Annotated in this window: 18 protein-coding genes, 2 tRNA genes and 3 rRNA genes; 1 reads left to right on the forward strand and 22 read right to left on the reverse strand. The window is 58.5% G+C overall.

Features of this window, described 5'->3' with window-relative positions; all coding sequences use genetic code 11:
- The 16 genes from ACGFYQ_RS41000 to ACGFYQ_RS41075 all read right to left on the reverse strand — a co-directional run.
- On the reverse strand, positions 1–1113 hold a 1113-nt coding region (locus ACGFYQ_RS41000; protein ID WP_393752317.1), incomplete at its 3' end, for an AMP-binding protein.
- Between the two features lie 80 nt (positions 1114–1193).
- Positions 1194–2036, reverse strand: a complete 843-nt coding sequence (locus ACGFYQ_RS41005) for an alpha/beta fold hydrolase (RefSeq protein WP_105819068.1) — start codon at positions 2034–2036, stop codon at positions 1194–1196.
- Positions 2037–2051: 15 nt separating this feature from the next.
- A complete protein-coding gene (locus tag ACGFYQ_RS41010) occupies positions 2052–2924 on the reverse strand; it encodes a VOC family protein (protein WP_105819067.1) in 873 nt (290 codons plus the stop codon).
- A complete protein-coding gene (hcaB, locus tag ACGFYQ_RS41015) occupies positions 2921–3769 on the reverse strand; it encodes a 3-(cis-5,6-dihydroxycyclohexa-1,3-dien-1-yl)propanoate dehydrogenase (RefSeq protein WP_105819066.1) in 849 nt (282 codons plus the stop codon). Before hcaB ends, ACGFYQ_RS41010 begins: the two co-directional genes overlap by 4 nt.
- Positions 3770–4981 carry an NAD(P)/FAD-dependent oxidoreductase gene (locus ACGFYQ_RS41020; protein ID WP_105819065.1) on the reverse strand — a complete coding sequence of 404 codons (1212 nt, stop codon included), beginning with the start codon at positions 4979–4981 and terminating at the stop codon, positions 3770–3772.
- Complete coding sequence (locus tag ACGFYQ_RS41025; protein ID WP_105819064.1) at positions 4978–5301, reverse strand: bifunctional 3-phenylpropionate/cinnamic acid dioxygenase ferredoxin subunit; 324 nt, start codon at positions 5299–5301, stop codon at positions 4978–4980. The genes ACGFYQ_RS41020 and ACGFYQ_RS41025 overlap by 4 nt, the downstream gene beginning before the upstream one ends.
- 11 nt (positions 5302–5312) lie before the next feature.
- Entirely contained in the window at positions 5313–5861 is a 549-nt protein-coding gene (locus ACGFYQ_RS41030; RefSeq protein ID WP_105819063.1) for a 3-phenylpropionate/cinnamic acid dioxygenase subunit beta, read from the reverse strand.
- The gene (locus ACGFYQ_RS41035; protein WP_105819062.1) at positions 5851–7173 is read right to left on the reverse strand and encodes an aromatic ring-hydroxylating dioxygenase subunit alpha; all 1323 of its coding nucleotides are present in this window, start codon (positions 7171–7173) and stop codon (positions 5851–5853) included. The genes ACGFYQ_RS41030 and ACGFYQ_RS41035 overlap by 11 nt, the downstream gene beginning before the upstream one ends.
- A gap of 368 nt (positions 7174–7541) precedes the next feature.
- Positions 7542–8567, reverse strand: a complete 1026-nt coding sequence (locus tag ACGFYQ_RS41040) for a helix-turn-helix domain-containing protein (protein WP_105819061.1) — start codon at positions 8565–8567, stop codon at positions 7542–7544.
- 55 nt (positions 8568–8622) lie between these two features.
- Positions 8623–9276, reverse strand: coding sequence for a TetR/AcrR family transcriptional regulator (locus ACGFYQ_RS41045; RefSeq protein WP_105819060.1), 654 nt, complete (start codon positions 9274–9276; stop codon positions 8623–8625).
- 894 nt (positions 9277–10170) lie between these two features.
- Entirely contained in the window at positions 10171–10968 is a 798-nt protein-coding gene (gene istB, locus ACGFYQ_RS41050) for an IS21-like element helper ATPase IstB (protein WP_060091270.1), read from the reverse strand.
- Entirely contained in the window at positions 10961–12466 is a 1506-nt protein-coding gene (gene istA, locus ACGFYQ_RS41055; protein ID WP_132020947.1) for an IS21 family transposase, read from the reverse strand. Before istA ends, istB begins: the two co-directional genes overlap by 8 nt.
- 726 nt (positions 12467–13192) lie before the next feature.
- Positions 13193–14095, reverse strand: coding sequence for a plasmid partitioning protein RepB C-terminal domain-containing protein (locus tag ACGFYQ_RS41060; RefSeq protein WP_069353979.1), 903 nt, complete (start codon positions 14093–14095; stop codon positions 13193–13195).
- Between the two features lie 52 nt (positions 14096–14147).
- Entirely contained in the window at positions 14148–14456 is a 309-nt protein-coding gene (locus tag ACGFYQ_RS41065; RefSeq protein ID WP_375805168.1) for a ParB N-terminal domain-containing protein, read from the reverse strand.
- Positions 14453–16066 (reverse strand): recombinase family protein, encoded by a 1614-nt coding sequence (locus ACGFYQ_RS41070; protein WP_198113372.1) that lies wholly within the window; start codon positions 16064–16066, stop codon positions 14453–14455. The genes ACGFYQ_RS41065 and ACGFYQ_RS41070 overlap by 4 nt, the downstream gene beginning before the upstream one ends.
- A 118-nt stretch (positions 16067–16184) precedes the next feature.
- A complete protein-coding gene (locus tag ACGFYQ_RS41075; protein ID WP_232357157.1) occupies positions 16185–16499 on the reverse strand; it encodes a hypothetical protein in 315 nt (104 codons plus the stop codon).
- Positions 16500–17001: 502 nt separating this feature from the next.
- Here ACGFYQ_RS41075 and ACGFYQ_RS41080 point away from each other — a divergent pair.
- On the forward strand, positions 17002–17136 hold the full coding sequence (locus ACGFYQ_RS41080; protein WP_198108122.1) for a PAAR domain-containing protein: 135 nt from the start codon (positions 17002–17004) through the stop codon (positions 17134–17136).
- A 105-nt stretch (positions 17137–17241) separates the two neighbouring features.
- On the opposite strand, the gene rrf is transcribed toward ACGFYQ_RS41080, so the two are convergent.
- The 6 genes from rrf to ACGFYQ_RS41110 form a co-directional block, all read right to left on the reverse strand.
- A 5S ribosomal RNA gene (gene rrf / locus ACGFYQ_RS41085) occupies positions 17242–17354 on the reverse strand.
- 154 nt (positions 17355–17508) lie between these two features.
- A 23S ribosomal RNA gene (locus ACGFYQ_RS41090) occupies positions 17509–20390 on the reverse strand.
- A gap of 286 nt (positions 20391–20676) precedes the next feature.
- Positions 20677–20752: transfer RNA gene (locus tag ACGFYQ_RS41095), tRNA-Ala, on the reverse strand.
- A gap of 90 nt (positions 20753–20842) precedes the next feature.
- Positions 20843–20919: transfer RNA gene (locus ACGFYQ_RS41100), tRNA-Ile, on the reverse strand.
- Between the two features lie 64 nt (positions 20920–20983).
- Positions 20984–22516: ribosomal RNA gene (locus ACGFYQ_RS41105) — 16S ribosomal RNA — on the reverse strand.
- Together the 16S, 23S and 5S rRNA genes with 2 tRNA genes alongside form the textbook arrangement of a ribosomal RNA operon.
- A 567-nt stretch (positions 22517–23083) precedes the next feature.
- Positions 23084–24352, reverse strand: a complete 1269-nt coding sequence (locus ACGFYQ_RS41110; protein ID WP_105815073.1) for an SGNH/GDSL hydrolase family protein — start codon at positions 24350–24352, stop codon at positions 23084–23086.
- Between the last annotated feature and the right edge of the window lie 229 nt (positions 24353–24581).

Below are 24581 nucleotides of genomic sequence, written 5' to 3' on the forward strand. Positions count from 1 at the left end.
GATCTTCATGTCTATGCCCGGAATCACGGCACCTTGCTTCTCGAGGACCTTTTCTTGCTCGGATTCGGAAAGCCCGGCATGCTGACGTCGCAGCGTGCAGCTGGCGCCCATCGCCGATGTCTCCGTCATGCCCCAACCATGAGCCACGTCGACACCCAATTCCTTGAAGGCGCGAATCATCGATCGGGAGACGGCCGACCCGCCGATACCTGTTCGACGGAATGTCGAAAACTTCAGATCGTTCGATCGCACATGTTCGAGCAGGCCGAGCCACACGGTCGGCACGCCCGCGGAGTAGGTAACCTGCTCGCCCTCGATCAACTCGTAGAGGGAAGCGCCGTCGAGCCTTTGCCCCGGAAGCACCAGCTTCGCGCCGACCAAAGGCGCGGAATACGGCAGCTCCCATGCATTCACGTGAAACATGGGAACCACCGGCATGATGACCTCCGACGCCGAACAATTCAGCGAATCTGGCAATGCGGAAGAATAGGAATGCAGAACGGTTGAACGATGCGAGTACAGCACCCCCTTCGGGTTGCCGGTCGTACCGGACGTATAGCAGAGGCCCGATGCGAGGTTCTCGTCCAACACCGGCCATTCGTAATTTCCATCCTGCGCACCGATCAATTCTTCGTAGCAGAGCAAGGAAGCCTTGCTAGCGGCGGGCATGTCCTCGCGACCGGCCATCATGATCCACGCCTTGACGCCTGGGCACCGTCCTGCGATTTCCTCGACGAAGGGCAGGAATTGAACGTCGAAACACACGTACGTGTCTTCGGCATCGTTGACGATATGGACGATCTGCTCGGGAAACAATCGTGGATTGATGGTATGGCAGACCGCACCCGCCCCTGGCACGGCGTAGTAAAGCTCCAGATGGCGATAGCTATTCCATGCCAGTGTGCCGATGCGATCGCCTTGTCGCACGCCGAGCGCCTCCAACGCCTGGGCCAGCTTACGCGCGCGGAGTTCGCACTCCCGATAGGTATAGCGATGAATGCCGCCGTCACTGCCGCGCGAAACAATCTCGACGCCGCCGCTGTATCGCGCCGCGCGCCTGATGATCGAAGAGATGAGCAGGGGCGTACTCATCATCCGGCCTGTCATTGCCATGGAAAATCCCAGTTAGGTCGTGATTCAACAGCCGTCGGCGTCGTATTCCCGTCGGCCGCCCTGCGCTTCTCGCGCGCGTGTCAACGCTCTTCCGAGAGGAAGGACGAAACGACTCGATTGAACCGATCCGCCCATTCCCATTGCGCCCAGTGGCCGCACTTCGGAAAGGTGTTGAGTTGCGCATTGGGAATACGCTTGACATAGATCATTCCGGTATCGAGCGGAACCACGCGGTCCTCTCTGCCCCAAATGATCAGTGTCTGGTGCGGCAGCGTCGCAAGACCCGGGTCTCGCCAGAGTTCTTCGATCGGTTGTCCGGATTCCAGGCGCATCGGCGGCTGCGCAATGATGCGCGGATCCATTGCCGCCTCAAGTCTGCCCTTGACCAGTTCATCGGTGATCGCCGACTGATCGAACAGGCTCTCGCTGATGAAACTCTTCACCTTTTCCGCCGTAATGCCATCGCCCTCATAGGCGGTCGCCAACGTGCGGATCGCGGGCGTGGGCCATTGGCCAAGCGTCGGGAAGCCGCCGGCCGGTCCCATCAGCACGAGCCGGCCGACACGGTCCGGAGCAATCAAGGCCATCTTCAGGGCAATCATTCCTCCGAGCGAATTACCGATGATGTCAGCCTGCGTAATGGACAAAGATTCCATGAGACTGAGAATCGAGTTCGCCCACCAGCCAGGAATCGATACGCCAACCGGCCTCATGTCGGATTTGCCCCACCCGGCGAGGTCCGGCACGATGACACGGTGGCTGCGCGCGAAGAACGGCGCGTTGCGGCTATAGTTCGACCAACCGGACGCACCCGGCCCCGATCCCTGAAGCATGATGAGAGCCGGACCTTCGCCCGCCTCCTGGTAGTGGATTCGGGTGCCTTCGAATTCGACAAACGCGCTGCGGAAATTCACTTCACTCATGTTGTTCTCCCAATCTCACTGGCCGGTACGGTGATGGCCCCACACGCTGATCCGATCGTGATTCACCACCGTCCACGACTCGTCGACGCTCACCGCTCCCGCACCGTATTCGACTTCGAATCCTGACGGCGTTCTCGCGTAAAAGGACACCATCTGGTCATTGGTGTGGCGACCCAACGTCATCGTGACCGGCACGCTCTGCTGCTCTGCGCGATCGAGCGCGAAGCCGACGTCGTCGATCGACGGCACCTGCAACATGAAGTGCTGGAGGCGCTTCGGCGCCGGCATTTCGGCGAAAGCCAACGTGTGATGCCTCGGGTTGCAGTGAAGGAAATGCAGTTCGAGCGTGCGGTCGGGACCGATCGGCATCGTGATGATGTCGGATAGCTTGAAGCCCAATCCCTGGCAGTAGAATTTGAGTGCTGCTTTGAGGTCGGGAACGAGCAGCACGATATGCCCGAGCCCTTGGTCGCCGGTTTCGAAACCGTCGACCACCGCCGATCGAAACGGTGCTTCGCCGCGTTCGGTCGCCCCCCAGTACAGTTCCACCGGCAAGCCGGACGGATCGGCGCAACGTGCCAGCCCGCGCACCTGCCGGCAACGTGCGAGTTCGCCGGAATCGCTTTCGACGCTGTAACCCAGGTCCCGCAGGTGTCCGGCCATATGCGCGAGTGCTTCCGGCCCTTCCAGTTCGAATCCGGCATAGGCGATGTCATCGCGCTCACCTGGTTCAACCGAAATCCGCCAGAGACGGTTATCGATGCGGTAGCGATCGCCGGACGCGCCATTTTCTCCGGGCATCAAACCCAGGAACTTGGTCGCGTACCGTTTCCAGGCGGACAAGTCGGAAGCGTCGATTCCGATATAACCCAACGATTGCACCTTCATGCGACTGTCTCCTGATTGATTGCAAGTTTTTCGAGCAAGCCGGCTCCCCCGCGGCAATCGATAAACCCTTGAACGGCCAACCCACCGTCGTGTCGCAGGACCGTTCCCGTCGCCGGCACGTTGTCTTCGCGCGACGCAAAGAAAACATAGGCGCCGGTGTAGTCGGCCGGAGTCGGCAGATGACCGATAGGCACCACATGGCGCGCCATTTCGACGAACGGCTCCGCCGGAATCGTGGCATCCGAGAGTCCGAGCGACTTCACGCCGCTGAGGTTCGTGATCATTCCCCCCGGAGCAACGGCGTTGACGCGGACGAACGGCGCCAATTCGAAAGCGAGTTGCGTAACGATGCCGCGAATTGCGTGCTTGCTGGCCGTGTAGAGGACGCCGCCACCGTCCGACTGAAACGACGCGTTCGATGCCGTAAAGATCAGACTCCCGCGACTTTCGGCCAGCGCTTTCAAAGCGGCCTTGGCGAGCAGAAGATAGCCCTTCACGTTCACGGCGAACAATTCGTCGAACGCCGAAGAGAGTTTGTCTTCCGAGAGGTCGACCAGTGCGGTCTTGAAATCCCAGATCCCGGCGTTCCCGATCGCGCAATCCAGGCGGCCGAACTGAGCGACCAATCCATTCACTGCGCGAAGGTTGTCCTCATACGACGTAACATCGCCCTGGAAGCCCATCACAGCATTACCGAGTGCATCGCGGATTTCGGCAATCCGATCAGCCGAGCGGTCAAGCACGCCTACCCGCGCGCCCTCCGAAACGAACCGCTCGACGATGGCGCGGCCCAGGCCAGATGCGCCGCCTGTCACCAGCACGACCTGGTTTTCCAGTTTTTTCATTTAGTTCACCTTGTAGCTAAGCAAGCTGCGAAGCTCGGTAGAGGAATCGGCCAGCAGATTGGTCTGCACCGCGATTCGCGACTCGACGAGCCGTTTGGCCGTTGCGTATTCACGCGGGGCGTCGACTGTCGCAACGCCTGCCACCCGTCCGTTCGATACGCGGAATACGGAAAAGGACGCGCCTGACTCATCGCCCCGAATAACCATCTCTCCCGAGCCGGTGAGATCGCCTGCAAGTTGAATCTTTCGCCCGGCGATTTCGGTCCACGAAAGCGCGGTCTGAGGCTGCTCGTTCACGCGCCCGATCATTGCGCATGCTGCGACGGCCGCCTGCGCCTGGCTGTTGAGAAAACTCTCGAGAGAGCGGCGCCCGCCTTCTACGAGCGGCCACGAGGCAACGTCACCGGCAGCGAAGATTCCAGGAATGGTGCTGCGGCCAGCGGCATCGACGACCACGCCGCGCATACACGCCGCACCTGCGGCTTGTGCGAGTTCGTCGCATGGCTGGGCTCCCACACTCAGGACAACGACGTCAGCCGGCAAGTACGCGCCGTTCGACAATCTCACGCCGCGCGCCCGTGCATGGCCTTCGATCGAGGCGACCGTCGCGGATCGATGAACGACCACACCGAGTTGCTGGAGTTGGACCCGCGCCCAAAGCCCCATCATTCGCCCGAGCGCACGCTCCATCAGTTCCTCGCCAGACTCGACGACAGTGACCGCATGCCCTGCCTTCCGCGCGGTGCTGGCGACCTCGCACCCAATCAGGCCACCACCGATGACGACGATCTCGCTCTGCGCCGCCAGCGCGTCTCGAAGCGCGAACGCATCATCCAGCGCACGTAGCGTATGGACGCCTGGCAAAGACACGCCGGGCAAGTCGACCTTGCGAGCCCGGGCGCCGGTCGCCAGCAAAATGCCGTCGGTCGCCACCGACGTGCCGTCGTCAAGCGCGAGTACGCCTCCGTCAATCGACACCGCGCGCGACCCTCGACGCCAGTCGAGCTCCAATGTATTCAGGTCTTCCGTCGAGCACAGCGCCGGCGGAGCGCCCCCGCACAGTGCTTCCTTCGATAACGCAGGTCGCTCGTACGGGTGCTGAGCCTCCTCGCCGACCAAGATGATCCTGTCGCTATACCCATTGGCACGAAGCGTCTGCGCCGCGCGTACACCGGCAAGGCCCGAACCGACAATCGCAAGCGGCTGTTTCATATGCCGGCCTCAGGTTCAAGATCGATCAGTACCCGGTCACCCACTACCTTGATCGGAAACACCTTGACGTCGCGTATAGCCGGCGGAGCACAGACCTTCCCGGTCTTCACGCAGAACTTCGCCATATGCAAGCTGCATTCGATCAGGCCGTCATCCAGATAGCCGTCTGACAAGGACCAGTCGCCGTGGGGACACTTGTCCTCGATCGCGTAGAAATCTCCGTCGATCTTGAACACGGCGACCACCTCGGGTCCGGCATCAATCCTCAACCCGGCGTCGCTCGGGACGTCCGACACTGAGCAAACATCGGTAAACGACATTGCGCTCACCCTCAAAGGAAGAAACTGAGGTTGTTCGCGAGAAACGTCGTCTGATCGAGCAAGATGCGCCGACTGACGATCTGAAATCCCGCGTCCGTATCGACGCAGCGCAGGCGATCGTGGCGTTCCCCAATCAAGTAGTCGGTTTGTCGTTCCGACCTGTTGCGATATGCGAGGAAGTTCGAGCGGACGAGGTATTCGCCCTGCCCGGCAGCGCTTGCGCGGACGTTCGTGATCAGATGCCGTGTGTGAGACGGCGGCTCCTCGGCCCATGCGGCGCCCGATTGGAGTTTGCGTAGACGAAGCTTGAGGTTTTCCTTGCTTTCGTCGAAATACGCGAGTTCATCAGGACTGGTCCATTCCACTTTTCGCTCGCGCGGCCCCACATTGCGGCGGATCGGCATCACGTAACGGAGGTCGTCGGCCATCAGCTCGATCCACGCCGCGATGTTCCTGCCGTCGAGAAGCTCGGCTTCGAGAAAGAGGAACTGTTCGATCGCAAAGTGCTCTGCTGCCGAAACGGCGTTCGCGCGCGTCGAGGCGATTTCGTTAGCAACCATGGCCGGCCTCCTTGGCGCACGTATCGCGTTGCGTCGGAATACACATCAACTTGAGCCAGTGGCTATAGAGTCGCCGTGCGGCCTCCTCGCTGTAGCAGCCCTCGACAGTGCCGGGGAACGCGGGATCCGCAGCGGGATTGATATCCTTACCCATCTGAATGCTCATGGTGGTACGGCGCGCCTGATGTCCGCGCAGCACACGCTGGATCTCGACCCAGTTCTCGCCGTCGTCCTGTTCCCAGGTTCCAGCCGGAGAGAAAGTACGCAACGTGGCTTGCCGGAGTTGCTCCTTCTCGGCAGGTGAAGCGTCGGAGTCGACCAGACAGAACGCCCAGACCTCGATTTCGCCAGGGCCGCGCGGATGCCAGACGCGGCAGCTGTGCACGCCTCCGAAAAATGAGAACGTGGGAAACACGGTCATGTGTTGCGCGGTCACCGCGCTCACGCCCGCATTGTGAGCGGCATGCCGCTGAGCAAGGGCCACCGAATCGTACCCCGGCTCGCGCTGGCCAGCCTGCGACACAATCCAGTCTTCATGAAGGCCCGGGGCAAGGAAAAAGCCCGTGCCATGTCCTTGGTCCGATAACAGTTGACGGCCCGGCAGCGGCAGTTCCTTGCCCGCATACTCCGGTGTTGTCGCGACTTGCACAGACACATGCGACATGACCCCGTGGTGCATATCGCTGGCGAATTGCTCAGCGGCAAGTTTCCAGTTGCAGGGGATGACCCACTTGTAGATCCCGCCGATCGGCTCCGTACCGGCAGGCGACCGATCGAGCAGTGCGTCCAGGTACAGCGCAGCTTCGCCGAGCGATTCTTTCAGCGATTGCGCATGCTCGTCCCAGTTGGCGAAGATCAGGCCCTTGTAGCTTTCAACTCGAGGGACGCGCCTTGCAGGCCACTCTTCCTTGTTGAAACACGGCCCGTAGTGCTCCTCTGACGGGACGTTCACGAGAGCGCCGTCAATCCCATAGGCCCAACCGTGGTAACTGCATGTGAATGCCTTTGCGTTGCCCTGATCCGCACGGCAAATCTTCATGCCGCGATGACGGCACTGATTGAGCAAGACGGCGACCGACCCGTCCTTTTGCCGAACTGCAACGACGGGATCTTCCGCCATGTACGTGGAGAAGAAATCCCCGGTCTTGGGAATATGTTTCTCGTGAGCGATGAACAGCCACGACCGCCCGAAAATGCGATCCAGTTCCTGCTCGTAGATACCCTGGTCGGAGTAGACCAGCGGACTGATCGTCCCCGCCTCTTCGTCGAACAGCGCAGAAGCAGGATGGCCTTGAATGGTGGTATCAGGCACTTGCGTCTCCTAGATAGTTGCCCATGGCGAAGCATCGGCTCTTATTGCGGTATGCGGCCGTTGGTGTAAGCGTCGCGCGCATTTCCGTTACAGGAACAATAGGCGTTCTCGAACTGTCCGCCTTTGCTCACAGCGCGGAAAAGCTTTGCTTGTCGGGCAGCGACATCCGCGGATCACATGGCGATGCTTCGCGCGACAGCATCGATGGACGATGCTGCCGGCTGCAGAGTGGAAACGTTGGGAGGGATGCCCGGTGTGACGGCATGACGAGCGTCATGCCGCAGAGGGCGATGGACTTTAGTTGATCGCGCGTTCGCGCGGTGGAACGTGGTGCGTCAGCGCGGGCACGGGCACGGGCACGCGGATGCTCACATGACTTCCAGCTGGACGCCCCTTTCAGCGTCGACTGACGAAAGGCCCTCGCGGCGGATACGATCTCTCAGTTGGCCCGGACTTTCGCCAAATCGATTCTTGAAGGCTCGATTGAAGTGGCTAATGTTCTTGAATCCTTCTTCGTACGCAACCTGGCAAATTGTTTCCTTAACCTGGCTTCTGAGAAGCAATCGTCTTCTGCATCGCTCGAGTCGCTCCGCGATGATCCACTCCGTTACCGTCGTCTGACATTGAGCGAAGAGTTCATTCAGGCGACGCACGCTTATGCCCATGGCGCTTGCGATGGAGGATGGGGTAAGGGTGTCGTCGTGCAACCTAGCGACGACGTGAGATTTGATCCGCTGCAGAGTCGCGCGACTATACATCGTTGCACGTCCCTCTCTCGCCACGACCGAACTGGCGCTTACCGCCGCCACGATGAGATCCAGCAAGCTGCTCTCCAACCACGGGACGCTATCGCCTGCAATCGAGTTCGCCGACTCGTATGTGGTCAGCAGCGTTCTCAACAGCACATGCATGATCCCGTGCCGGCTATCGAATTTTCTGTCTACCGCATCCTGAAAGATCACGCGTCGAATGTGTGATTCGATTTTCGGAAGACGTACCCATAGCCCATCAAAGCCTGCCGAGAACTCCATCCGGCTAGGATGCTCCGGGCCGATGAGCGCAATGTCGCCCTCGGCCAGCGTGTAGTAGCTGTTCCCGATCTCGCATGACAGTTGACTTGCCAGAACGACAACCAGAATCAACTCGTCCTGCCCTCCTCTGCCGCTTTTCGAATCTCGACGGATTCCAAACGGACGACTGGAGGTCGCCGCCTCGGAGCGCAGCATTTCAATGCTGCTTAATCGGCGCCTCGTAATCTTTCCGACCGGCTCAAGCCGATTCCGGGAAGCCTCGAGTTCCAACCGCTCGCCGTCAAACGCCTCGCACAACCGCTGCGATGTCAGACGCTCGAAGTCTTGTGGATCGGACGACAACTGTTGAACAGGTGCGTACATGTGTCTCCCCCATCATTAGTGGGTCATTTACGTTGTATTCCCTTCTCGTGCCGCGCTACTGTGGAGCGTAGCTGAGCGCCCTCCAGACAGCCTTCGTCGCAGCGCGAAGTGCTTCATCGTCTGAAGATGCGCCATGTGCCGGCCGGACTAAAACGATCAAACCGGCCAAATGGGAGTACAGCAGACGACCGCGTAATGCGCACTCCCGCGGTGTAAGCGATCGATTGATCTTGGCCAGCAATCGAGCGAACGTCTCCTGAAATCGACGGTTGAAACTTGCAACCAAGTCTCGGGCAAATTCTTCGCGCTCGGCCATGCTCCAGACTTCCAGGCAAAATGGTGCAATGTGTGTGCCACGCTTGACCAACTCGTCAAAGGCGATATCTGCGATGGCATCTAGCCGAGCCTCCGGCGATAGATCATCGTCGTCGACCACACTTTCATAGAGCGTCAGATATCGTGTTGCCACGGCCTCCGACGCCGCTCGCAAAAGGTCTTCTCTGGTCGGAAAGTAGTACTGCAAGGTCGCCAGGTGGATCCCAACATCGCTCGCCACGCGGCGCAAAGCGAACCCGACGTTACCGTACTGCGCGAGCACATTGATCGCGGCCTCCACGATTTCGGGGATTCTTGTCGTTCTGTTGCCGCGGCGCTTTGGCTCGTCGGCCAACTCTTTGGCCCCTGTCAGTTCAATCGCCAGTTCCCTCATCTTTGACCTCTTGCCGGCAGCCGCCGGTGTGCGCTTCGGACAGTCCAACCGCTCAAATATCGACCTTCCCTCGACCGAGCGATCGCAGTCAGTTCATCGGTCCTCGCCCAAGCCACCATGACGAGCAACCACCTTGTCACAAAGAATATGTCACGCGACTGATAATTACCAGTCAATCGAGCACTCAAAGATCCGACCCCATCCATATTCCTTCTATTTATCAGATGGATAGGTGAATTTCCTAGGGGTCATGACATTGATATATCAGTCGCATGACTGTATAAATCAGTCATGCGACTGATAATTGCCGCCCGACACCAGCCCGGAAGTCAAGTTACCCGAGGGCAAATCGGAGCACCCGCGCCTTGGCGGTACCGTATGCGCTAAGGTGCGGACTCACAAGGTGGTCGAGTCGCGGTGACGGGTCATGGAGAGTGCGATGAACTACGACGGGTATTGTTTGCGCAGGTTGATCGACAAGTGGCTTGCCCCCTCCGACACGTCACCGATTCGCATCAAGCGCTTCCAGCTCAGCGACAAGGTATATCGTGAAGGACGCTGTGTCTGTGTTGAGTCCGCCAAGCCTGACCGATCGTTGGCGATATTTTTCTTCCGACACGATGACGGCTTATGGTACGTATTCCCCCCAGCTGCAACGCGACCGGCGATGCGCGCCGCTTGACCTGATGACTGAGTTCCCAGATAGCAGTCGCGCACCGCCCGATGCTCAGCTCTACTTCCTATTCATCGAGCCAGGAGCCGTCCGGATGCGGGATTACTGCTGCACACTGGCCATCACACCGCTGTTACGTGAACTGTTTCTGTTGATTTCCACCGAGTCTTAACCCACCGATTTCATCTAAATCTGACCCACCCTGAGACAGCGTAGTACATCTATTCCGGTGTGGATAACTCTTCGTTACCCGCTGGTTTTGCTGCTCTCTTTCTTGTCGTCTTCGCCTTGGCAGAACTGGTCCTGAAGCGCCACGATTCATTGCCCGTTTCAACGATGTGGCAGTGATGGGTGACGCGGTCCAGCAGCGCTGTCGTCATCTTTGCATCCCCGAACACGCTCGCCCACTCGCCGAAGCTGAGATTGGTCGTGATCGCGACGCTCGTGTGCTCGTAAAGCTTTGAGAGCAGATGGAACAGCAATGCACCGCCGGTCTGGCTGAACGGCAGATAGCCCAGCTCATCGAGAATCACCAGATCGACGTACATCAGCTTGTGGGCGATCTGGCCTTGTTTGCCGATGGACTTCTCCTGCTCCAGGGCGTTGGTCAGCTCGACGGTCGAGAAGTAGCGCACACGCTTGCCGTGGCGCTGTACGGCTTCGATTCCGATCGCTGAGGCGAGGTGCGTCTTGCCAGTGCCCGGACCACCGATGAACACGACGTTGTGCGCGCTTTCGAGGAACGACAGCTCGCTCAGTTCGCGCACCAGCGCTTCGTCGACGTGTGCCTGCGCGAAGTCGAAGCCCTTCAGGTCGCGGTGGGCCGGGAAGCGCGCAGCGGTCATTTGATAGGCGATCGAGCGCACCTGCCGTTCGGCGGTTTCAGCCATCAACAGCTGCTTCATGAAGCGCTCCGGCTCGAAGTCAGTGTGGCGCGACTGCGCGAGCAGCTCCGGCCACGTGCTCGCCATGCCGTGCAGTTTAAGACCCTTGAGCTGGGCCGCGATATCGTTAGACATGACGATCCTCCGGTGGGTTGGCACGCAGCGTCTCGTAACGGTTCACGTCGGCCGCGGGCTCTTCCTTGAGCTGGAGTTTCGTCGTGGCGAGGCTGCCATTCGTGACGGGCGCCTTCAGCCGGCTCAGCACGTTCAGGACGTGCTCTGCGCTGGGGCGTCCTGAATCCAGCGCAGCCTGTACGGCGAGCAGCACCGCATCGAGCCCGTGTTCGCGCACCGCAGCGAGCACCTGCGTCATGACGCGATCGCCGCCCGGGTGTTTCAGCAGATGCCGCTGCAGCAGTTGCAGCGGCTGCGGCATCGTGATGAACGGTGCGCCGTTGCGCAGTGCGCCGGGTTTGCGCTCGACCAGCGTGACGTAGTGGCGCCAATCGTAGAAGGTCATGTGCCGCTCGAAGCTGCGTTCGTGGCGTGCGATCTCCTGGGCGTTGGCGACGACGCTGAGATATGCCGGATAGCAGCGCACGCTCACCAACTGGTTCGTGTACTCGGTGGGCACGCTGTAGCGGTTGCGTTGGAAGTGAATCAGGCTGGTCGACGAGACTCGCAGGGTCTGCTCGATGTAGCCGTCGAACGGCCGTGGATTGGGCATCAGCCGGGTACGCTCGTCCTGCAGCACATCCTCGACTGTCAGCTCAGGCCACTGCGGGTGCCGCATGTGCCACGCCTCACGACACTGACCAGCGACCCATTCGTTCAGGATCTCCAGCGTTTCCCAGCGCCGTAGCGCTGCTTCGTGCCAAATCTGACGTCGCCGGTCCTGAACGTTCTTCTCGACGATGCCTTTCTCCCAGCCTGCAGCCCGGTTGCAGAACTCCGGCTCGAACAGGTAGTGACTGCACATCGCTTCGAAGCGCGCGTTGACCGCACGCTCCTTGCCGCGGCCAACCTTGTCCACGGCGGTCTTCATGTTGTCGTAGATGCCGCGCCGCGGCACGCCGCCGAACGCGGCGAATGCGCGGGCGTGCGCATCGAACAGCATCTCGTGACTCTGTGTGGGATAGGCGACGAGCCAGAACGCGCGGCTGGAGTTAAGTTTGACGTGGGCGACCTCCAGGCGTCGCCGTAGCCCGCCAACAAACGCGTATTCGCAGCTCCAGTCAAACTGGAAGGCTTCGCCGGGTTCGAAGGCGAGCGGCACGAAGGCCTTCCTGCGAGGCGCCTCAGCCTGCTCCTCGTGCCAACGCCTCACGAACGCGCTTACGCGGCCGTAGCTGCCGGCGTAACCCTCGGCGCGGATCGCCTCGAACATGAACCGGGCGGTGCGCCGGTCACGCTTCGGGCGATGACTGTCGGCACGCAGCCAACCTGTCAGCTGTGCGGCCCAGTCGTCGATGACGCTCGGGCTGACGCGCTTCGGATACTTCGGCTCGACGGCATCAGTCTGCCGCAGCCAGCGGCGCACCGTGTTTCGGGACAGGCCCGTACGCCGCGCAATCTCGCGCAACGGGACCTTCTCGCGGAAATACATCCGCCTGATCTTGGCCAATATACCCACCGTGATCACCTTTGTATCCCCTGCTCAAAGATTGAGCAGAGCATTCAATCACGTGGGTCAAAATTCGATGAAAATTTCCAGCTCTAGTGGGTCAGTTCTGTGCGGACATCAACAATAGCGCTACTTCGTGAGGCGCTCGGTCTACTTGCCGGCAGTAGTTAGAAGAGGGCATTCATTCCGATCCATGACAGGCACATATGAGCAGCCTCGCCGATACATGGCCGACTGAGAAATCGTGATGCTCTGCAGCTATCGCCGGGTTTTGTACACGCGCTTAAACACGACGCGGTCGCCGAACATCTTTTGTATGAGCAGGCTAAGCCCAACAAACACCACTGCACCTGTAACCCAGCCACCTACTGACATGGACTCGGGCAGGTGGCGATGCGCTTGATAGCCCGCGAACGCGGCAGCAAGTAGCGCCGCGCCGAAAAGTCCTCTTGCGGGCCCATACTCAACTTCAGCCTGACACCCGGTGCAAACCGTCGCGCCGCGCGGAACCCCAGTGCGGCAGTGAGTACAAGTCATATTGCTCATTATTTTCACGATCTAGGCTATGGAACCACTCGACTGCAACACGCAGTGAGCCCCTTTAAGCGCATAACGACATAAAGGTAAAATTCTTTAGACGAATTCGCAACGTCTCAACATACGAATTTTGGATCACGCAATTTTCGTGATCAGCAGACCGATTTTTGAAACGATACTCCGCCAAACTATCTGAGCTCAGGCAGTGGGATCGAGGGCCGGCTGCTCTAAGGCGATCGTATCGACGACGGACTGCAGTTCGCATAGCAAATCCGCTTGTTGGGCTTGCAGGTACTGGCGCACGGATTCGTTCTCAAGCAGCCTCGCGAGATAGCCCTTTGCGAGCACGAGGTTGAGCACGTCCTGTCCATAAGTCTGCTCGACCACCTTGTACTGCCCCTGCAGATTGCTCATCTCCCGCTCCATCTTCGCCATTTGCTCGGGGCTCACGCCGGCAAGCTTCCTCGGTTTCTTCCCTTCGACCAGCCGCGAAGCCGGCGTCGCAACGAGCAACGCTTCAGCGTACGAGACGGACAGGTTGTTTGCTGCCACCATGAGCTCAACACATTCGACTTGCCGCGTCGGCTTCATCTTCCGGAGCGCTCGCGCGAGCTCCGGCGAAAACTGCCGGTCCTTCAGGAGCTCGGTCGCTTCAGCGCAAATCCCATCCAGCAATGCCATCCTCTTGATGATCTGAGACACATCTACCGACAGCGCCTTCGCCAACCGCTCCGGGGACACACCTCGTTCAACCGCCCGACGAATCATGAAGTGCTCCTGGATGGTCGATAGTCGATTGACGCGGTTGTTGTACGTGTAGCTCTCGTCGTCAGTTGCAACTAGACAGGACACGGTGTTGAACTGGAGCTCCTGCAACGCGATCAATCGCAGATGCCCATCGAGCAGGACGTGGTTGCCCGATGCCTGGTCGACCGGCGTAACGGAAAGCGGCTCGATCAAGCCCACCTCTTCGATGGAGCTTCTGATTTGCTTGAACTTTCGCGAGTTCATCATGCCGGCAGGCGTGCGTCGCGATGGCAAGATGCTCGCGATTGGAACGGAAAGTGGTTCGGGAATGAACCCAAGTGCTACGCCGGTCATGCTGGACTCCCGCTCGGCCATACACGTTCTGCCAGATACTTCGGCAAAGTCGCTAGCTCCTCTCCGTCAGGCTCATGATGAACGCGTCTTCGTCGCTCACGCTCACCACAAGGGCTGGTATCGTCGTTTCGCCGAGTGATCGGAACGCCTTCAGTCGTCCCTCCCCACACACGAGAAGGTACTTCTCCACGCCACTGGCCGTTGCCCGCGGCGTGACCAGAATCGGCTTCTTCAGGCCGATCGTCTTGATGTTGCTGACGATTTCGTCGAAAACTCGACCATTACGCTCGCGAGGATTGATCACCTCAATCTGGCTGATCGGGATCATCCGAACCTCACCGGGCTGTTCACGCTGAGTCATGCTCGTCTCCTCAGTCGAGCACGCTGTGCCATGCCGTATAAGTAGTCCAGCGTGTCAAAGCGATAGCTCTCGAACTCGATCGGATTCCAGTCCGCAAGGCTGATGCGAGGCTGCCAAAAGTCGATGTGCGGCAGCAGGTAGTAGTCGAGCGCAGTCGAGTTGCTCTGGTCCAGCCTGACTGCGACGGTGATATCCGGCAGCAGGCTCGTGTCGAACCGCACCTTCCAGCGGTTACGGCCGCTGCTGCGCACCTGACACCGTGACAGCACGATGCAGGCAGTGAATTCCCTATTCACGGTCAACAGGTCCGTCGCCGGATCACGCGACACGGATCCGCCGAGATCCGCAATCTTCTTTTCCGTCTCGGCAACGATCTCTGGGTGCAGTTGCCGAATGAAGCGGTTCGTCTCGATATAACGATAGTCACGGCCGGGCGTGAAGCCAACCGTCTGGTACGCACGAATCAAGCTACCGAAGCGATACACGTAGACCGAGGTGGACGGCATACCCTCCGTTTCGTCGATCACGACGCCGGATAGAAAGCCTCGGCTTCGATACAGGTTTCGCAGACGCTCGATAAGCTCCTCACTCGAGTAGCGCCGGGCCCGCGCCCGCATGATGCCCTGCGCTGTATAGAACGTTTCGCTCGGCACGAGGGGTTCGAACGCACCCTCCTTGCGTATCCACATCTCCGACGGATTCGTGACACGAGATTTCTTCAGCTTGAACGACACACGGTTGTAGACGTTGTTGCCGATGTACTTTTCGTTGGTCAGCACCTCCCGAATCGTTGCCCGAGTCCAGGGTCGCCCAAGGTCCGTCTGAACGTTCATGCCGTTCAGGCGTGCGGCGATCTCGTGCTCATTGAGTGACTCATTGATGAACCAGCTGTAGATCAGGTTGACGATACGCACCTCGCTATCCGGGCCTGGCATCAGAATGACGCGGTCCGTCTGCAGGCACTTGTGCTGGCCGCGTTGCAATTCCCCCTTCATGAGGCCATGTTCGTCCACGAGGATCCGGCGTAACGCATAGCCTGCAGGTCCGCCTTGCCGGAAACCGAGCTCGATCAACCGACACTGGCCAGCGAAGACCTTCGCTGACAACTCGCGGCTGTACTCACCGGCCATCGCACGCTTCACACCTTTGACGATCGTCGAAACTGGCGAGCCGTCGTTCTCGAACTGTTCAGCGCAATAGGCGACCTGGATGCCTGCACGCCGGCAGATGTACTCGTAATAGGCACTTTCGTCTGCATCCTGGAATCGTCCCCAGCGGCTTACGTCGTAGACGAGGATGACCTGGAAATCGGCCATGCCGGTTTCCACGTCCCGGATCAGTTGCTGCAGCGCCTGGCGCCCATCGATACGCAAACCGCTTTTACCTTCGTCGGCGTAGGTCCGCACGATCTCAAGATCGCGACGAGCAGCGTAGTCGCGAATGCGATCACGTTGATTCTCCGTCGAGTATTGCTGGTGCTCCGTCGACATCCGAACGTATTCAGCAGCCCGCATCCTGCAGGCCTGCTCGTCAACGGATTCGCATGTGCAATCGAGGTCCACGATCCAGCTCCGACTGGCAACCGCCCCTCGCTGCGCCATCCCCGGCATCGATTAGGGGATTTGTATCGGTGAACGCGTCGCGCCTTGCAATGACGTCGAATGCGAGCGAGTACACAGCCAAGGTAGCAGGCCATAGACTCTTTTCGTACACGTCATCTCTTTGCAATCACGCCGGAACCGGCCTTGGCTCAGATAGCACGGCGATGTGCACCGTCCACGCGTTCATCTTTGCAACGCCTGCCTCAACCGCGTTGCGCAGGATGTAGAACCCAGATGCCAACGGGCGACAGGCCGGCCACACGTCCATGTTTGCAATGGCACCAGCAGTCCGCCGTGCATTTCGTCGTCGCTGCATCGCGCAATTGCGATCGCGATAGGCCGGGTGCGTCTCGCGGTAGTGCCGCCAGTAGTCAGGATGTCGGGCCCGCCAGCTGGCCTGGGCGCGGATCTGGTTCTCGCGATAGTCGGGATCGACTCGCATGCGCTGGTGCTGCCATGCACGCCGGCGAGCACGCTGGCATGCCTTGGCCGAGCAAAAGCGTTGATGAGGGATGTGTGAGAGCGGAGTGAAGGGTGTGCCGCAGGCGGCACAGATCCGATCCGATTTCATGGCCGTACTCCACAGAGGATTCACAATGGGGTCGGCCGTGTTCGGGGCCAGGGTCAGTTGAAGCCAGCTCGCGGGACGCGGCGTCCCACCCTCGCAGATTTTCCGCCGCTCGCGATGCTCGTGCGATTCACGCCTATCAGTTCCACTCTCAGTTCGCGCGGCGCAGAGCCTTGTGCCGCGAGCCTCTGCGGTCCACCCGCAAAAATTTTCACGTTTTGTGGCGTGACTGCCGAGTTTTTTCACTATTCGCGTCAAAAAGCTCGAAACGCCGTGACAGAGTTAGTGAAAAACTCCAATAAATTCAATGGGGCGACTTTTCAACATTTACGACACCCGACACGTAGATAGCACAACCTGAAAGCAGACCCATAAGTTGAAAGCTTACCCGATCGTTCAGGGCTCCAGCCAGTACACTATTGAAGGCCGCGCCGTTGCGCTGGACGGGATGAAGACTGCATGTGGCGCATCGCTGATCGCCAGCCAACAAGAATTCTTGGCAAGCGAGTGATGCTCTCTGATTTCAAATGAATCGGGCCTTGCCCGCTTCACACGCATTTCCGTCGCTGAAATGCAAAAACCCCCGCCTTTCGGGCGGGGGTTTCTGGCTTAGGGAGCCTGACGATTACCTACTTTCACACGGGAATCCGCACTATCATCGGCGTAGAGTCGTTTCACGGTCCTGTTCGGGATGGGAAGGGGTGGGACCGACTCGCTATGGTCATCAGGCAAAGAGGGTTGTTGCGCTGGCTTCGCAGCACAACCAATCTTGGAAGAAGCAGTAATTTTGAGTTGTGTGTATCACACACGAGAATCCAACTTGTCGCTTTGGATCGCAGCCAGTGCTGTCGCACGGCGCCGATCTACAAGGCAGACTTGTTATAGGATCAAGCCTTACGGGCAATTAGTATCAGTTAGCTGAACGCATTACTGCGCTTACACACCTGACCTATCAACGTCCTGGTCTCGAACGACCCTTCAAGGGGATCTAGTCCCCAGGGATATCTCATCTTAAGGCGAGTTTCCCGCTTAGATGCTTTCAGCGGTTATCTCTTCCGAACATAGCTACCCGGCGATGCCACTGGCGTGACAACCGGTACACCAGAGGTTCGTCCACTCCGGTCCTCTCGTACTAGGAGCAGCCCCCTTCAAATATCCAACGCCCACGGCAGATAGGGACCAAACTGTCTCACGACGTTTTAAACCCAGCTCACGTACCTCTTTAAATGGCGAACAGCCATACCCTTGGGACCGGCTACAGCCCCAGGATGAGATGAGCCGACATCGAGGTGCCAAACACCGCCGTCGATATGAACTCTTGGGCGGTATCAGCCTGTTATCCCCAGAGTACCTTTTATCCGTTGAGCGATGGCCCTTCCATACAGAACCACCGGATCACTATGACCTGCTTTCGCACCTGCTCGACTTGTCGGTCTCGCAGTTAAGCACGCTTATGCCATTGCACTATCAGCACGATTTCCGACCGTACCTAGCGTACCTTCGTACTCCTCCGTTACGCTTTGGGAGGAGACCGCCCCAGTCAAACTGCCTACCATGCACTGTCCCCGACCCGGATCACGGGCCAAGGTTAGAACCTCAAACAAACCAGGGTGGTATTTCAAGGACGGCTCCACCGAAACTAGCGTTCCGGTTTCATAGCCTCCCACCTATCCTACACAGATCGGTTCAAAGTCCAATGCAAAGCTACAGTAAAGGTTCATGGGGTCTTTCCGTCTAGCCGCGGGTAGATTGCATCATCACAAACACTTCAACTTCGCTGAGTCTCGGGAGGAGACAGTGTGGCCATCGTTACGCCATTCGTGCAGGTCGGAACTTACCCGACAAGGAATTTCGCTACCTTAGGACCGTTATAGTTACGGCCGCCGTTTACCGGGACTTCAATCAAGAGCTTGCACCCCATCATTTAATCTTCCGGCACCGGGCAGGCGTCACACCCTATACGTCCACTTTCGTGTTTGCAGAGTGCTGTGTTTTTATTAAACAGTCGCAGCCACCAGTTTATTGCAACCCCTTCACCCTTCTGGCGCAAGCCAGTCAAGCTACAAGGGCGTACCTTATCCCGAAGTTACGGTACCAATTTGCCGAGTTCCTTCTCCCGAGTTCTCTCAAGCGCCTTAGAATACTCATCTCGCCCACCTGTGTCGGTTTGCGGTACGGTCATCGTTAGACTGAAGCTTAGAGGCTTTTCTTGGAACCACTTCCAATTGCTTCGCTCCCTAAGGAGCTCGCGCCACACCCTTGAATTCCGCACCCGGATTTGCCTAAGTGCCTTCTCCAATGCAGCGACCGGGACTTCCAACACCCGGACAACCTTCCGCGATCCGTCCCCCCATCGCATCTAACAATGGTGCAGGAATATTGACCTGCTTCCCATCAGCTACGCATTTCTGCCTCGCCTTAGGGGCCGACTCACCCTACGCCGATGAACGTTGCGTAGGAAACCTTGGGCTTACGGCGAGGGGGCCTTTCACCCCCTTTATCGCTACTCATGTCAGCATTCGCACTTCCGATACCTCCAGCACCCTTTACAAGGCACCTTCGCAGGCTTACGGAACGCTCTCCTACCATGCGAGCAAAGCTCGCATCCGCAGCTTCGGTATATAGCTTAGCCCCGTTACATCTTCCGCGCAGGACGACTCGATCAGTGAGCTATTACGCTTTCTTTAAAGGGTGGCTGCTTCTAAGCCAACCTCCTGACTGTTTTAGCCTTCCCACTTCGTTTCCCACTTAGCTATATTTGGGGACCTTAGCTGGCGGTCTGGGTTGTTTCCCTCTTGACACCGGACGTTAGCACCCGATGTCTGTCTCCCGTGATTGCACTCTTCGGTATTCGGAGTTTGCTATGGCGGGGTAATCTGCAATAGACCCCCCAACCATGACAGTGCTCTACCCCCGAAGGTGAGACACGAGGCACTACCTAAATAGTTTTCGGAGAGAACCAGCTATTTCCAGGTTTGTTTAGCCTTTCACCCCTATCCACAGCTCATCCCCTAACTTTTCAACGTTAGTGGGTTCGGACCTCCAGTACGTGTTACCGCACCTTCATCCTGGCCATGGATAGATCACCTGGTTTCGGGTCTACGCCCAGCAACTGAACGCCCTATTCGGACTCGCTTTCGCTACGCCTGCCCTATACGGTTAAGCTTGCTACTGAACGTAAGTCGCTGACCCATTATACAAAAGGTACGCCGTCACCCCTTACGAGGCTCCGACTGTTTGTATGCATGCGGTTTCAGGATCTATTTCACTCCCCTCCCGGGGTTCTTTTCGCCTTTCCCTCACGGTACTGGTTCACTATCGGTCGATCACGAGTATTTAGCCTTGGAGGATGGTCCCCCCATCTTCAGACAGGATTTCACGTGTCCCGCCCTACTTGTCGCACACCTAGTTCTTTCATACTGTTTTCGCCTACAGGGCTATCACCTGCTATGGCCGCACTTTCCAGAGCGTTCGGCTAACAATACAAATAAAGAGTGCAAGGCTCATCCCATTTCGCTCGCCACTACTTTGGGAATCTCGGTTGATTTCTTTTCCTGCGGTTACTTAGATGTTTCAGTTCACCGCGTTCGCTTCGCATGGCCTATGTATTCAGCCATGGATACTCCAAAAGGAGTGGGTTTCCCCATTCGGACATCTACGGATCAAAGCTTGTTTGCCAGCTCCCCGTAGCTTTTCGCAGGCTACCGCGTCCTTCATCGCCTGTGATCGCCAAGGCATCCACCACATGCACTTGTTCGCTTGACCCTATAACGAGTCTGTCTCGCGACAGTCGCTACAGGTTGAGTTCTCGCGTTGTGCCGTATTCCAATTGAGTCAAACATAGAGTTCGAATCATCTTGAGATACATCGATACAATCACAACCCGGATAGTTTCCACGTCCATCTCAAGACGCTTCCGCTATCCAAATTACTTACTTCTTCCAGATTGTTAAAGAACGACAGCCGATATACGTTGTATCCTCTGACTGGCTCAATCGCCAATGCAAAATTCTCGGTTCAGTGTCTGAACCAAGCCCTTAGCGTTGGTGATTGGTGGAGGCAGACGGGATCGAACCGACGACCCCCTGCTTGCAAAGCAGGTGCTCTCCCAGCTGAGCTATGCCCCCATGAGTACAGATGACCTCAGGTGTTACAGCCTATCGGCATGGGTTGCTCGTAAGCGCTAAAGCGCTAACGATCACCGACACGTCAGACAATGGTGGGTCTGGTTGGATTCGAACCAACGACCCCCGCCTTATCAAGACGGTGCTCTAACCGACTGAGCTACAGACCCCTGAGTCTGTCTTTAAATTTACAGCCGATAAGCGTGAGCGCTCAACTTCGCGAGATAGCTCTGGAAAGGAGGTGATCCAGCCGCACCTTCCGATACGGCTACCTTGTTACGACTTCACCCCAGTCATGAATCCTACCGTGGTGACCGTCCTCCTTGCGGTTAGACTAGCCACTTCTGGTAAAACCCACTCCCATGGTGTGACGGGCGGTGTGTACAAGACCCGGGAACGTATTCACCGCGGCATGCTGATCCGCGATTACTAGCGATTCCAGCTTCATGCACTCGAGTTGCAGAGTGCAATCCGGACTACGATCGGTTTTCTGGGATTAGCTCCCCCTCGCGGGTTGGCAACCCTCTGTTCCGACCATTGTATGACGTGTGAAGCCCTACCCATAAGGGCCATGAGGACTTGACGTCATCCCCACCTTCCTCCGGTTTGTCACCGGCAGTCTCCTTAGAGTGCTCTTGCGTAGCAACTAAGGACAAGGGTTGCGCTCGTTGCGGGACTTAACCCAACATCTCACGACACGAGCTGACGACAGCCATGCAGCACCTGTGCGCCGGTTCTCTTTCGAGCACTCCCACCTCTCAGCAGGATTCCGACCATGTCAAGGGTAGGTAAGGTTTTTCGCGTTGCATCGAATTAATCCACATCATCCACCGCTTGTGCGGGTCCCCGTCAATTCCTTTGAGTTTTAATCTTGCGACCGTACTCCCCAGGCGGTCAACTTCACGCGTTAGCTACGTTACTAAGGAAATGAATCCCCAACAACTAGTTGACATCGTTTAGGGCGTGGACTACCAGGGTATCTAATCCTGTTTGCTCCCCACGCTTTCGTGCATGAGCGTCAGTATTGGCCCAGGGGGCTGCCTTCGCCATCGGTATTCCTCCACATCTCTACGCATTTCACTGCTACACGTGGAATTCTACCCCCCTCTGCCATACTCTAGCCTGCCAGTCACCAATGCAGTTCCCAGGTTGAGCCCGGGGATTTCACATCGGTCTTAGCAAACCGCCTGCGCACGCTTTACGCCCAGTAATTCCGATTAACGCTCGCACCCTACGTATTACCGCGGCTGCTGGCACGTAGTTAGCCGGTGCTTATTCTTCCGGTACCGTCATCCCCCGACTGTATTAGAGCCAAGGATTTCTTTCCGGACAAAAGTGCTTTACAACCCGAAGGCCTTCTTCACACACGCGGCATTGCTGGATCAGGCTTTCGCCCATTGTCCAAAATTCCCCACTGCTGCCTCCCGTAGGAGTCTGGGCCGTGTCTCAGTCCCAGTGTGGCTGGTCGTCCTCTCAGACCAGCTACTGATCGTCGCCTTGGTAGGCCTTTACCCCACCAACTAGCTAATCAGCCATCGGCCAACCCTATAGCGCGAGGCCCGAAGGTCCCCCGCTTTCATCCGTAGATCGTATGCGGTATTAATCCGGCTTTCGCCGGGCTATCCCCCACTACAGGACATGTTCCGATGTATTACTCACCCGTTCGCCACTCGCCACCAGGTGCAAGCACCCGTGCTGCCGTTCGACTTGCATGTGTAAGGCATGCCGCCAGCGTTCAATCTGAGCCAGGATCAAACTCTTCAGTTTAAACCTGTTACTGTTTTCGGTTCAGTTAAGAACCGGTCGCTCACTCAAAGCTGACAGGAATATGAATCACTTCATAAACCTGACTTACTTTAGTGTGAGACTCTTGATACTTTCGCTATCTGATCCGAGGATCAGCTCGCTGCCATCAAGCGCCCACACTTATCGGCTGTTAATTTTTAAAGAGCATTCTGCGAGGAACTTCGTGTTTCCCGGCAGCGCTGCGTTTTCAGCAGCAGAGAAGCGAGATTATGAACCGTGTTTCGCAGCTCGTCAACAACTTTTTACACTACATCGTTGCGACTGCGGGGCTCAACTTCCAGGCTAGCGGCGCGCTTCAGACTCCAGCACACCGCCAACCCTGCTTCCCTTCTTCCGCGCCGTGTTTCCGTTAGCGCGAAAGAGGCGTGATTCTAAGCACGCACCCCCAACTCCGCAAGCCCCTTTGTGAAAATATTTTGAAAAAGCCCCCGTGCGCTGACGCGCACGGGGGCTTGGGGCTCGACGGGCCAAATGGCGCCGCTCACCTGCGCGTTGCCGGCAACACTTCCCTCTATATATAGCGGTGCGTCACTTGCCGCCCACCGCAGCCTGCAGCTGCTCGACCGGCACCGCGTCGGCCATCGCCGTGTAGCCGGCGTCGCTCGGATGAATGCCGTCCCCGCTATCGTATCGACGCTGCAGCACGCTCGGGCGCGCCGCATCGCGCAGCACAGCATCGAAGTCGACCACACCGTCGAACCCGCCACCGCTTCGGATCCATCGGTTCACCTCAAGGCGGATCGCCTCACGCCCCGCCGGCAGCCCAGCCGGCGTCAACGTCGCGCCGAAGACCTTCACGCCCTGCCGGTGCGCCGCTTCGATCAGCCGGCGATAGCCGTCGATCAAGGATGCAGCCGTGACCTGCGTATGCGGGTGGTCGCAATCGAGCCCCGCGCGCGGCGGCATCGCCGCGAAATTGATGTCGTTGATCCCGATCAGCACGATCGCCGCCTTCACCCCCGCACGCGACAGCGCATCGCGCTCGAACCGCGAGGCCATCGACGTGCCGTAGCACGCCGAATCGCTGAGCAGCCGGTTCCCGCTGATCCCAAGATTCGCGACGCCGATCGACTCCGCCCCAGAGGCGGTCAGTCGACGCGCCAGTGCGTCCGGCCAGCGGCGGTTCCGGTTCACGCTCGAGCGCAGCCCGTCGGTAATCGAATCGCCGATCGCCGCTACGCTCGCGCGCGCCGAACCAGCCTCGACCGCGAGCTCGCTCACCCATGCATATTGAGTAAAGCGAGTGCGGAACAGCGCGGCGCCCGGATCACTCACGTGATCACCGGGTGCAGACACGTAATTGAACTGGTTCGACACGCGGTGCCAGACCGTCATCCGCTGGTTTGCCCCCATTTGGAGGCTGATCGCATAGGGTCGCCCGGCCGCCACGTCGATCGCCACCGGATCGCTTTCGAGCTCCTGGCCCGGCGCAAGCGTCACCGACGCCTTGCCGCCGAACCGGACCGGCACCGCCGCGCCGGCAAGCGCCGCTCCTTCTCCTGCGCGCGCGAGGCTCGCCGCCTCCACGACCAGCGGCGCACGGGAGTAGGCATTGCTGATGCGGATCCGCGCAGCACGCCCCGACACCGTCGGGTAGACGATCTGGCGCACGGCCCGTCCAGCCACGTCGGGCGCGCGATAGAGCGGCGGCGGTGCGGCAAGGTCGGGAATAGGCTGCAGCGCGGTCGCCCACGCCGCCACCCATCCGGCCGGCGCGGCCGAAGCCGACGCCACGGGCGGCGAGACAAAGACGGCCGCACCCAGCACGACTGCGGCGATACTGCTTCGAAATGACATCGGCAAAATCCTCGTCGGAAAGCGGGCATTGTGCCGCAGAAGACGCGAACCCCACGCGCCGGACCACCATCACCCCCTCCGATCGCGCCCCGACTTCGCTCGTTTACCCGAGTCTCGCCGCAAATCCACAACAAATTTATTAACCGACCGGTCGGTTGGTTTATACTTCGCACACATTCAACCGGACGAGAGCCTCGCCATGTACACGCAATCCCTCGACATCCCCGGC

This window comes from Streptomyces sp. NPDC048258, from assembly GCF_043201995.1.
Taxonomy (GTDB): Bacteria; Actinomycetota; Actinomycetes; order Streptomycetales; family Streptomycetaceae; genus Streptomyces.